The 12,294-nt window shown below is 38.6% G+C and carries 7 protein-coding genes; 1 reads left to right on the forward strand and 6 read right to left on the reverse strand.

The features are described 5' to 3' along the window. Positions 1-194: 194 nt before the first annotated feature. The 6 genes from pssA to mrcB form a co-directional block, all read right to left on the reverse strand. Positions 195-1,559, reverse strand: a complete 1,365-nt coding sequence (gene pssA, locus A1D25_RS06510) for a CDP-diacylglycerol--serine O-phosphatidyltransferase (protein WP_157394885.1) — start codon at positions 1,557-1,559, stop codon at positions 195-197. A gap of 174 nt (positions 1,560-1,733) precedes the next feature. Beyond that, positions 1,734-4,547, reverse strand: coding sequence for an isoleucine--tRNA ligase (gene ileS / locus A1D25_RS06515; protein WP_157394886.1), 2,814 nt, complete (start codon positions 4,545-4,547; stop codon positions 1,734-1,736). A 51-nt stretch (positions 4,548-4,598) separates the two neighbouring features. Then, positions 4,599-5,573 (reverse strand): bifunctional riboflavin kinase/FAD synthetase, encoded by a 975-nt coding sequence (gene ribF, locus A1D25_RS06520; RefSeq protein ID WP_157394887.1) that lies wholly within the window; start codon positions 5,571-5,573, stop codon positions 4,599-4,601. A gap of 129 nt (positions 5,574-5,702) precedes the next feature. Then, positions 5,703-7,538 (reverse strand): excinuclease ABC subunit UvrC, encoded by a 1,836-nt coding sequence (gene uvrC, locus A1D25_RS06525; protein ID WP_157394888.1) that lies wholly within the window; start codon positions 7,536-7,538, stop codon positions 5,703-5,705. Between the two features lie 44 nt (positions 7,539-7,582). Beyond that, positions 7,583-8,131, reverse strand: a complete 549-nt coding sequence (gene pgsA / locus A1D25_RS06530) for a CDP-diacylglycerol--glycerol-3-phosphate 3-phosphatidyltransferase (RefSeq protein WP_157394889.1) — start codon at positions 8,129-8,131, stop codon at positions 7,583-7,585. A gap of 285 nt (positions 8,132-8,416) precedes the next feature. Continuing rightward, a complete protein-coding gene (gene mrcB / locus A1D25_RS06535) occupies positions 8,417-10,807 on the reverse strand; it encodes a penicillin-binding protein 1B (protein WP_157394890.1) in 2,391 nt (796 codons plus the stop codon). Positions 10,808-10,979: 172 nt separating this feature from the next. On the opposite strand from mrcB, the gene A1D25_RS06540 reads away from it, so the two are divergent. Continuing rightward, positions 10,980-12,188, forward strand: coding sequence for an acetate kinase (locus A1D25_RS06540; protein WP_157394891.1), 1,209 nt, complete (start codon positions 10,980-10,982; stop codon positions 12,186-12,188). The last annotated feature ends 106 nt before the right edge of the window (positions 12,189-12,294 follow it).

Consider the following 12,294-nt stretch of genomic DNA (forward strand, 5'->3'; position numbering starts at 1 on the left):
TTAGGGTTTGTCAGCGGTCTCATATATTTTTGATTTTTAAATTCATATTAACAAAATATATTAACGAAATGGATGTCGAGGAAACACGCTGTGTGACCAAAGTAAAAAGCAAATTCCGAAAATCTAGTGTAATAGAAAATATAATGCCACTAATGTGGCACTATATAAGATTGGAAAAGAAAGCGGCGTTACTGTTATAACAGCATTTTGACTATTTTATCTAATTTTACTCTACCGAATTTCTTTAATAATTTACGCACTTTTTCAGGGTAATCTCGCTGGATTTCTAAATCACTATAATGACTTAGTAATGTTGTGTGAGTGCGAATTTGTTCAAGTTCTTGTGTAGATTGTTCCGCTAATTCAGCTTTAGGATCAGAAATCAATACCGCATTTTCTGCATCTAATCCCCAAGCTCTTGGGTTCAGATTATTACCCGTTAATAAAATGTAGCGGTTGTCGCTCCAAACACCTTTTAAGTGGTAAGTATTTGCATCGTGTTTCCATAAACGAACATTTAGCTGACCATTTTGGATATAAGTATCAAAACGTCTTGTGAATGCTCTCAAATTCTTTTCATACAAATATGGCAATGCCGATGCCATAGAAAATTTCTCTTCTGGCGGTGTATAGAAATCATTTGCAGTTTTATCTCCTACAATGATTTCAACACTTTTCCCTTTACTCAATAGCCATTTAATTCGCTGTTGGAGAGAACGTGGGAAATTAAAATAAGGAGTACAAATAGTTAATTTCTGTTCAACTTGATAAAACAGAGCTTCAATGGTTTTATTCAAATTATTTTTTCGCCCAAGCCCCAATAATACAGAAAGCATCAAGGCATCATCACGCTTTTTCTCTCCGCTGAAATGATACTGCTGTTGGCTTAAATACTTACGAAACGCTTTAATTTGTGGTCGAATTTCTGCAGTTTTAGGACGTGCTTGATCTAAACGATTAACAGCAACATTAGGCAAAATATGTTCATCAATCAACTTCACAAAGCTGTCTGCTAAGGCTTGATTTTTAATTTGATGATAGCGATCGTAGCGATAGCGTTCAAATTGATGTAAATAGACATTATTAATACTTGCACCGCTATATAACAAGGTATTATCAAATACAAAACCTTTTAAATGTAATACCCCAAAAACTTCACGTCCATTGATAGGGACTCCATAAAAGGCAATATCATTCTCGGTAGCTAAGTTATATTGCTGACGAATTTTAGCGTACCAATCTGCATTTGAACTTTGAGCATCTTCACCAATACGTCCACGTTGTGCTCGATGCCAATCGACTAAAATTTTAATGTCTAATTCAGGACGAGCTAACTTTGCTTGATAAAGAGCATCAAGAATTTCTTGTCCTGCTTCATCTTTCTCAAAATAAAGTGCTGTAATATAAATTCGAGATTTTGCTTGTGCAATTAAGGCTAGAATTTGTTGTTTAAATTCGGCACTATTACGCAGAAAATGAATTTGATTAGCTGATTGCGGTAGATATTGCAATTTATCCAAATAGTTTCTTGCACGAGTTAGTTTGTTTAAACTCAGCATTGAATTGCTCCATAAAGCCTAAGCGGTAAGATTTGGTAAAAAATTTACTAAAATAGACCGCTTATTTGTATTATAGTTTCTATTGAAAAGGTCTTGAAGATAAGCTCAATAACAAAAATTAGAGTTTAAGTAGTCAATGGTGGGCTAAAGCCCACCCTACATATATTTTACGTTTTAAGCGAATTGGCGTTTTTCGCCTGCACCTACCACATTTTCAACACAGCGTCCGCAGATATGTTGGTGCTCTGCATTTGCACCAATATCTGTTGAATAATGCCAGCAACGTGGACATTTTTCACCGTCCGCACGTTCAACTTTCACCGCAAGCCCCGCTAATTCACCTTCTGCAATATCCGCTTCTGCTAATGGCTTGACCACTGCTTGTGATGTAATCAACACAAAACGTAACTCATTGCCAAGCTGTTCTAATAATGGACGGATTTGATCGTTAGCATAAACGGTTACTTTCGCTTCTAAACCTGCACCGATCAGTTTATCGTTACGAGCCTGCTCTAGTACTCGGTTTACTTCGGCACGCACTTTGAGTAACTGTTGCCAGTAAGCATCATCAAGCTGTTCATTTTCACCTAAGCCGAATAAACCTTCATAAAATTCTTCAGTAAAGACAAACTCTGAACGCCCTTCTACTTTTGGTAAATACCCCCAAATTTCATCAGCGGTGAATGATAGAATAGGAGCAATCCAACGAACTAAGGCTTCTGAAATATGCCATAACGCAGTTTGGCAACTACGGCGAGCAAGGCTGTCTGCTTTCGTTGTGTATTGACGATCTTTGATAATATCTAAATAGAACGAGCCCATTTCAATCGAGCAGAAACGCATTAAGCGTTGTACTACCGTATGGAATTGATAATTATCGTAAGCATCTTTAATTTCTTTCTGTGCTTCTAATGCACAGCTTACCGCCCAACGATCTAATGAAATCATCTCTTCAGGCTGAACAAGATCACGTTGTGGATCAAAACCATTCAAGTTAGCTAATAAGAAACGAGCAGTATTACGAATACGGCGATAAGTATCACCCGCACTATTTAAGATTTTGTGTGAAACAGCAATTTCGCCTGTATAGTCTGTTGATGCCACCCACAAACGTAAAATATCTGCTCCATTTTTGTTCCATACTTCACTTGGAACAATCACATTTCCTAGCGATTTAGACATTTTGCGGCCTTTCTCATCTACGGTAAAACCGTGCGTTAATACTTGGCGATAAGGTGCTTTGCCATTTGTTGCGGTAGAGAGCATTAAAGAAGACATAAACCAACCACGATGTTGGTCTGAGCCTTCCAAATACATATCAGCAGATTTACCGTTGAATTCTGGGCGTTGTTCAACAACCGATGCGTAAGTTGATCCCGAATCGAACCATACATCTAATGTATCTGGTACTTTACGATAGGTTTTCGCATCTTCACCCAATAGCTCCGCAGGATCAAGATCCCACCAAGCCTGAATACCTGATTGTTCAACACGTTTTGCGACTTCTTCTAATAATTCTAAAGTGCGTGGGTGCAGTTCTTCCGTCTCATTGTGGACAAACATCGTCATCGGTACACCCCAGGTACGCTGACGTGAGATACACCAGTCAGGGCGATTTGCCACCATATTGTCAATACGAGCTTCACCCCAACTTGGGATCCAACGTACTTGTTTAATTTCACCTAATGCTTGTTGGCGTAGCCCTTGTGTTTCCATTCCAATAAACCATTGTGGCGTTGCTCGGAAGATAATCGGGGTTTTATGACGCCAACAATGTGGGTAACTATGTTTAATACGTTCTAATTTAAGTAATGAGCCTGTTTCTTTTAATTTTTCTAATACAAGATCATTTGCTTCAAATACGCCTTTGCCTGCGAAGAATGGCGTACTTGAAATAAATTTACCGTCATTCGCCACTAAACCAGCCATCTCTAAACCATATTTTTTCGAGACGATAAAGTCATCTTGACCGTGGTCTGGTGCTGTATGAACTAAACCTGTTCCACCATCTGTGGTAACGTGATCGCCTAAAATGAATGGTACGCTAAAATCATAGAATGGATGATTAAAGCGAAGCAGTTCTAAATCAGATCCTTTTGCAGAACCTAACACTTCAACTCGTTCAACACCTGCTGCTTTTTGCACGCTTTCGACTAATGCAGAGGCTAAAATTACACGCTCATCACCAAATTGAAGTAACTGGTAATCTAATTCAGGGTTTAACGAAATTGCTCGGTTAGACGGTAATGTCCAAGGGGTTGTTGTCCAAATTACCGCAGAAATCTGTCCGTTTCCTTTCCCTTGAGCATTGAATTTAGTTTCTACTTCAGCACTATTTGTAGCAGGGAAACGTACATAAATAGAAGGAGAGACTTTATCTTCATACTCTACTTCAGCTTCGGCTAAAGAAGAACCGCAATCTAAACACCAATGAACAGGCTTAGAACCTTTATAAAGATGGCCGTTAGCAATCACTCGGCCTAAGGTACGAATAATGTTTGCTTCGGTATTAAAATTCATTGTGAGATAAGGGTTATCCCAATCACCAAATACCCCCATACGGATAAAGTCTGCTTTCTGACCTTCTACTTGCTCTTTTGCATAATCACGACAGGCTTGACGGAATTCGGCTGCAGAAATTTTCTCATTCGGTTTACCCACAATACCTTCTACTTTCAATTCAATCGGTAAACCGTGGCAGTCCCAACCCGGTACATAAGGAGTATCATAACCCAATGCCGTTTTGGACTTCATAATCATATCTTTGAGAATTTTATTCACTGCGTGTCCTAAGTGAAGCGTTCCATTTGCATACGGAGGTCCATCGTGCAAAATAAAGGTTTTCTTGCCTTTTGATGCTTCACGAATTTTTTGGTAAAGATTTTTCTCATACCAATTTTTCAACATATCTGGCTCACGTTTTGCCAGATCCCCACGCATTGGGAAACCTGTTTCAGGCAGGTTTAAAGTGTTTTTGTAGTCTGTCATATTATTTTCCAATCAATCAAAATATAAATAGGATAAGCGGTATGTTCTTGCCTATTTTTTGCAAAAAATCTCGCAAATCTTACCGCTTGTAAAAAATTCTTTCACTGCTACCACATCTTGTTCAATTTGCTGTTTTAATGCTTCAAAATTTGCAAATTTAATCTCTGAACGAATTTTCTTCAAGAAACGGACTTCTATTGCCTGCCCGTAAATCTGCTCACTAAAATCAAAAAGATGAACTTCTAATAAAGGTTTAGTTCCATTGATAGTCGGACGATTTCCCACATTTGCAATACCATTAAAACAGCCGCTAGGTGTTTCGATTTCTACTGCATAGACCCCTTGAATAGGGGTAACAAGGCGGTTTAGCATAATATTTGCGGTAGGAAAACCAATCGTTCTTCCTAACTTATTACCGTGAGCCACTCGCCCACGAATAGTATAGGGCTTACCTAATAATTCCTGAGCAAGCGATAAGTCGTCTTGTTCCAAAGCATTACGCACTAATGAGCTACTAATACGCTCTTTCCCCAAGCAATAACTATGATGATCTTCTACTTCAAAACCATATTTTTTGCCTGCACTTTGTAGCATTGTAAAATCTCCCGTTCGCTTTTGACCAAAACGGAAATCATCACCAACACTGAGGTATTTCACCTGTAATTTATCAATCAATAAATCTTGAATAAATGCTAAAGGTTCTTGCTGTGCGAAATGTTTATCAAATTTCACACATAAAAGGTAATCAATTCCTAATGGCTCTAGTGCACTAATTTTATCGCGTAATCGCATTAAACGTGCGGGAGCGGTTAGATTTTGTTGTTTTTTTGCAAAAAATTCTCGAGGCTGTGGTTCAAAAATCATTACGACGGAAGGCAAATTTAATAAATGAGCTTTATCCAAAAGACGATGAAGGATTTTCTGATGCCCTAAATGTACACCATCAAAATTACCAATCGTCAGCACACACCCACGTTGCAACACTGGATAATAGCCAAGATTATGAACACCACGAATTAATTGCATTGACTTGTAATTATTAGCTTTTTTAATAAAAATAGTGTTTGATTATACGAGAAAGCGTAGGAAATGGAAAGGGAAGATACACCATTAAAGCATTCTCATCGCTAGCGTTTAAATATCTGTGTTTGTTTTCTATCCATTCTGCAATGTATCAAAAATAACTTCAGCAAGGGCGTTTGAAATACCTGGGACGGATTGAATTTCTTCAAGAGTAGCGGCTTTCACGCCTTGCATTCCACCTAGATATTTGAGTAAAGATTGACGGCGTTTTGCACCTACACCTGCGATAGATTCTAATCCGCTTTCGGTAAAGGCTTTTTGGCGTTTTTTACGATGCCCTGTAATGGCGTGGTTGTGGGATTCATCACGAATATGCTGAATTAAATGTAATGCGAGGCTATCTGGGGGAAGATGTATTTCTTTATCCCAATGGTTAATAAGCAAAGTCTCTAAGCCTGCTTTACGTTCAACGCCTTTAGAAACACCAATCAATAAAGGCTTATTTTTATCCCATTCAACATTAAGCCCAGCAAAAGTTTGTAAGGCTCGATTAAGTTGTCCTTTGCCGCCATCAATAAAAATAATGTCAGGAATTTTTTCAGGGGAAAGAGGTTTATCATAACGTTTTAATAAGGCTTGCTCCATTGCTGCATAATCATCACCAGCGGTAATGCCTTCAATGTTAAAACGGCGATAATCGGATTTTAATGGTCCGTTTTCATCAAAAACCACACAAGATGCGACCGTTTGATTGCCCATTGTGTGACTAATATCAAAGCATTCCATTCGTTTGATTTCAGGTAGCTGTAATAGGGTTTGTAACGCTTGGTAGCGAGCTTGAATGCGTGAATCTTGTTTAAGTTGTAAGGTTAAAGCTGCCATTGCATTCGTTTTTGCTAGAGCAAGATAGCGACTTTTTTCTCCCCTAACTTTATCTTGAATAGTCACTTTATGCCCTGCTTGTTCACTTAATAGTGTCTGTAATGCCACCGATTCAGTCACAGGCTGATCAATAATAATCTGATGCGGAATTGTCCGATGCTGATTCATCTGCAAGTAAAATTGCCCGATAAATGTATCACTTAATTCAGCAATCTCAGTATGATTTGGCACTTTAGGAAAATAGCTACGATTACCCAGTACTTTTCCTTGGCGAACAAACAAAATATGTACGCAAGCGATACCGTGCTGATATGCAATAGCGATAATATCAAGATCATCTAGGCGTTCATTGCTAACAAATTGCTTTTCAGTTACAGAACGCACTTGTTGAATTTGATCTCGAAAACGAGCAGCCATTTCAAAATCAAGCTCTTCTGCTGCTTTTTCCATTTTGGCAATCAAGTGTTCGACCACTTGTTGATCTTTTCCGTGCAAGAATAAGCGTACAAATTGAACTTGTTGATCATACTCTTCTTGGGAATAAATGCCTTCGACACAAGGGGCAAGGCAACGTCCGATTTGGTATTGTAAACAAGGGCGAGAACGATTCTTATAGTAGGAATCTTCGCACTGGCGAATAGGAAATAGCTTTTGCAGTAAATTTAGCGTTTCTCGCACAGCCCCTGCATTTGGATAAGGTCCAAAATATTCCCCTGCAATTTTTTTGCTACCACGAAAGCTGGCTATGCGAGGGTGTTGATGTTTAGTCAGCAAGATGTAAGGGTAAGATTTATCGTCCCGTAGTAAGACGTTATATTTAGGCTGATTTTCTTTAATATAATTATGTTCAAGTAAAAGTGCTTCTGTTTCAGAATGGGTTAGGGTTGTTTCAATATGGGCGATATTTGAAACTAGCGATTCAGTCTTTCGGCTAGAGAGTTGAGTTCGGAAATAACTGGATAAACGTTTTTTTAGATCTTTGGCTTTGCCAACGTAAATAATCGTTCCTTTATCGTCATACATACGATAAACCCCAGGCTGATGGGGAACGTTGGCTAAAAACTGTTTTGAATCAAATGTGGTCATTTGCAAAAATTAGTGAAAATCGAACCGCTTGTTAGCAACCATTTCTATGATTTCAATAAACTACCTTTAGAGGCTTTCAAATATTGTAGCATCGACCAAATAGTAAGCGCTGCTGCAATATAAAGTAGGATAAACGCAAGGACTTCCATTGTAAAACTCTGACGCCATAATAAACCGCCTAGTGCAAACATTTGTGCCGTTGTTTTAACCTTACCCCAAATAGAAACCGCTACACTGGCTCGCTCACCGATTTCAGCCATCCATTCACGCAATGCAGAAATAATAATCTCACGAGAAATCATCACTATGGCAGGAATAGTAATCCACCAAGTATGGTAATGTTCAACAACACAAACTAAAGCTGCGGCCACCAATACTTTATCCGCCACAGGATCTAAAAATGCCCCTAAACGTGTTGTTTGATTCCACTTACGAGCTAAATAGCCATCAAACCAATCTGTTACGCACGCAATAAAAAAAATAAAGGTCGTTATTTCTGCCGAATAAGAAATAGGAAGATAAAAAGAAATAATAAAAAGTGGAATGAGTATAACTCGGAAAATTGTTAAATAGGTTGGGATATTCAGTTTCATTATTCTTATTTAGGCTGATGGGAATGTGTTCATTCTAGTAGATTGGTTAAAAATAAGAAAGCACAAGTCGTTATTTTTCTTTATTTTTTATTGTCCAAACACCCCGAATAGTATCATAGACACACTTTGCATAGTCTGCATTCACAAGATTAGGAGCATTATGGACAACCCATTCTATTTCATCGGCATTGATGTTACCAAGTTAAAATTTGATATTACTGCAAAAAAATCAGCTAAAAAGTATCTACACAGCCAATTTGAGAATAATCTGTGAGGGACACTTCACTATTCCCTTGGTGCGACTTCTTCAATCGGAGCTTGACCTTCCATTTCATCTGCCTTAGTTGGCTGAGTTTGCGGTGTATCTTTGCTTAGCGATAGAGCGTCCCATACACTTGGTTTAGCCTCCACCACTGTTCCGCCACTGGTGCAATAACGCTGACCTTTATCTTTCCAAACTGGAATTTGACGTGGGCTTGAACAATCCCAAGAGCCGTAGCTATTAATCCCAACCCACTGTAAATTTGGGCTTTTTGGTAAAACGAAAGGCAATGGTGTGGTACGTTTTAAATACTCCTTATAAACTTGCAATGCGCCACTTGAACCTGTTAAGTGAGTATCGCTGTTGTTATCTTTACCTAACCAAATGGTTGTTACATTTTCACCATCAATGCCGACAAACCAAGTATCACGAGCATTATTAGTTGTCCCTGTTTTGCCTGCTAAACGGAGTTGAGCAAAATCATTTTGTAAGCTACGAGCTGTTCCACGTTCTACCACTTGTTGCATTGCGTATAGGGTTTGTATCGCCGCTTCTGGTGGTAATACTTGTGTACTAACTTTGTCAATATCTCGCTGTTGAATCACCTCACCAGTATGAGAAATAATCGCTTCAATGGTCGTAAGCGGTGTTTTTAGCCCTGAATTTGCCAATACTTGATAAGATTTAGTTACATCATAAGGCGAGATTGAATACGAGCCTAATAATGTTGCTGGATAAGGTGGAATTTCTGCACTATCCCAGCCCATTTCTTTTTGTTTAGCAATGACTTTTTTCAAGCCCACCTTCATTCCAATATTGACCGTTGGAATGTTTAAAGAGCGAACAAGTGCGTCCATTAACATTACCGAGCCACTGAAACGGCGATCATAGTTGCGTGGCGACCAAGGCGGACTGCCTTTGATCGTAATCGTAATTGGTTGGTTATTGATTGGTGTATTCAAACGGAATAAATTCGGTTGAGCTAAACCAATCGCATAAATTGAAGGCTTAACTAATGAACCGATCTGTCTTTTCGTTTGAATTGCACGGTTAAAGCCTGCAAATTGCGTTAGACGACCGCCCACCACCGCACGCACTTTTCCTGTTTTATATTCCGCAACAACAATCGCTGATTCTAAGTCTTTGATCTTCTTATTTTGTTCTTCAAGGCTTTCTAAACCGTTAATAACAGCTTGCTCCGCTGCACTTTGTTGTTTGTGATCCAAAGTGGTAAAAATTCTCGCCCCTGAAAGTAACGTCATATTATTTTCACCAAATTCCGTTTTCAGCTCAGTGGTTAATGTTTGCATAAATGCAGGCTGCTGGCGGTAAACACTGCCTTTTTCTTTAACACCTAATGGCTGTTGTACAAGAAAATCATATTCGGATTGTGTGATTTTTTGATGCTCTAGCAGAATTTTCAACACCACATTACGACGTTCTAAAGCAAGTTGTGGGTTTCGCCAAGGATTATAGAGAGAAGCCCCTTTCGCCATACCAACCAATAATGCCATTTGTGATAAGCTAATTTCCTGAATAGGTCGCCCAAAATAGAACTGGCTAGCAAGAGCAAAACCGTGAATTTGATAACTGCCATTTTGCCCTAAATAGATTTCATTTAGATAGGTCTCAAGAATACGGTTTTTATCATAACGAGCATCCAAAATAACAGACATCAATGCTTCGTTAATTTTACGTTCTAATGATTTCTCGCTAGTCAAAAAGAGATTTTTAACTAACTGTTGAGTGAGTGTACTTGCCCCTTGTACCGTTTTTCCTGCTTGATAGTTTGTTACCAACGCTCGCATAATACTTAAAGGGCTAATACCATTATGCTCATAAAAACGCTTATCTTCAGTCAAAATTAACGTATCTATCAGTAAACTAGGATAGTTATGCAAATGCAAAGCCTGACGCTCTTCATCATTGTCAGAATGTAACATTGCGATCAATTTAGGGTCGAGACGAAACTCATCGACTTGTTTGCGTTGAATAAGATCTTCAATCGCCACCAGTTTATTCTCAATAAAACGCATACGGAGTACACGTTGAGCCTCTGGTGTTTCAGGAAATGGAAATGCTCGGCGAAGTAATACTAAGGTGTTGCCATCAATTTTAAAATCACCAGGCGTAACAATATTAGAGACTTCACGATAACCATTGTGAAGTAAAAGTAGTTTGGTCTGTTCTAAATCTAAGTTATCAGATAGTTTAATACTTTCAATCCGAGAATAAACTTCAGCAGGTAGTTGCCAAATCTGCCCTTCCATTTTAGAACGGATTTTACTGTCTAAATAAATACCATAAATCCCCACACAACAAGCCCCAAGTACGGAGAGCTTAAAAAGCGTTGGAATAAAGTATGCTTTGCGTTTAGGTTTTTCTGGTTGTTCTGTTTCAGGCAAATTTGACATTGTAATGTTATCTATAAAAATTAAGCGGTGTGATTTTACAAGAATTTTGCAAAATCGTACCCTATCAAATCAATTATTTTTGATTTTATTGCAAATTTGCTTGACCCTAGAGAATTTAGGGTAAATGATATAGCAGTATTGGTCACTTATTTTAAGTTATGGAGTTATGATTATGTCTGAACAACCTTACATTCTTGTGATTAATTGCGGAAGCTCTTCCCTTAAATTCTCGATTATCAACCCTGTGAATGAAGAAAGTTTATTATCAGGATTAGCCGAATGTTTGCTCTTACCAGAAGCAAAAATCAGTTGGAAATATAAAGGCGAAAAACACCAAGCCACTTTACCCGAAAAAGCCAACCATACTGACGCCCTTCAATTTATTACTGAACAAATTCTCATTCATTATCCTGAGCTTAAACAACGAATTAAAGCCATCGGACACCGAGTTACACACGGTGGCGAAAAATACTCTCAACCGACTATTCTTACCCCATCAGTACTTGATGATTTAGCAGCCTTAGCTGAACTTGCCCCATTACACAATCCAGCAAATGTAACGGGAGTAAAAGCAGCACAAGTCGCTTTCCCTCATCTAAAAGAGAAAAATGTTGCCGTATTTGATACAGGTTTTCACGCAACCTTACCGCCACAGGCTTATTTATATGCGTTACCGATTTCCTACTATGAAAAATACGGTATTCGACGCTACGGATTCCACGGTATTAGCCACTATTATATTGCTTATAAAACCGCCGAGTACCTAGGAAAGCCCCTAGAAGATTTGAATATGATCAGCTGTCATTTAGGAAATGGAGCATCCATTACCGCAATAAAAAATGGACAGAGCATTGATACTTCAATGGGATTTACACCTTGTGAAGGGCTAGTAATGGGAACACGCAGTGGAGATGTCGATCCTGCATTATTGATTTACCTAAAACAAAAGCTCAATCTTTCTACACAACAAACTAGCGATCTTATCAACAAACAATCTGGCTTACTCGGCTTAACCAACGGAAGTAGTAGCGATTTCCGTTACATTACAGAGAATTACGCCAAAGACAAATACTGCCAAATTGCATTAGATGTGTATATTCACCGCCTTGTAAAATATATTGGTTCTTATGCGGTACTATTAGATAACAAACTTGATGCCATCGTATTTACTGGCGGAATTGGTGAAAACTCGGAATTAGTTCGCCGTTTAGTACTTGAGAAATTAACCATTCTAGGCTTTGAACTCGATCAAGAGCGTAACTTAGCTGCCCGTTTCGGACAGAATGGCAAAATTACTTCGGATCAATCCCAGCATTCTGCCTATGTGATCCCAACAAACGAAGAGCTAGTTATTGCAAAATATACAGCCAGTTTTATTTAGGTAGCTTGAAAGTACTTCTTGGTCAAAGCGATTATAGGTGGGCGAAAGCCCACCCAGATTATTGACAAAGTCTTTTTTCATTCGGACGCCAGCGTGGCGCCCCTAC

The sequence above is a fragment of the Ursidibacter arcticus genome (assembly GCF_009761375.1).
GTDB lineage: Bacteria > Pseudomonadota > Gammaproteobacteria > Enterobacterales > Pasteurellaceae > Ursidibacter > Ursidibacter arcticus.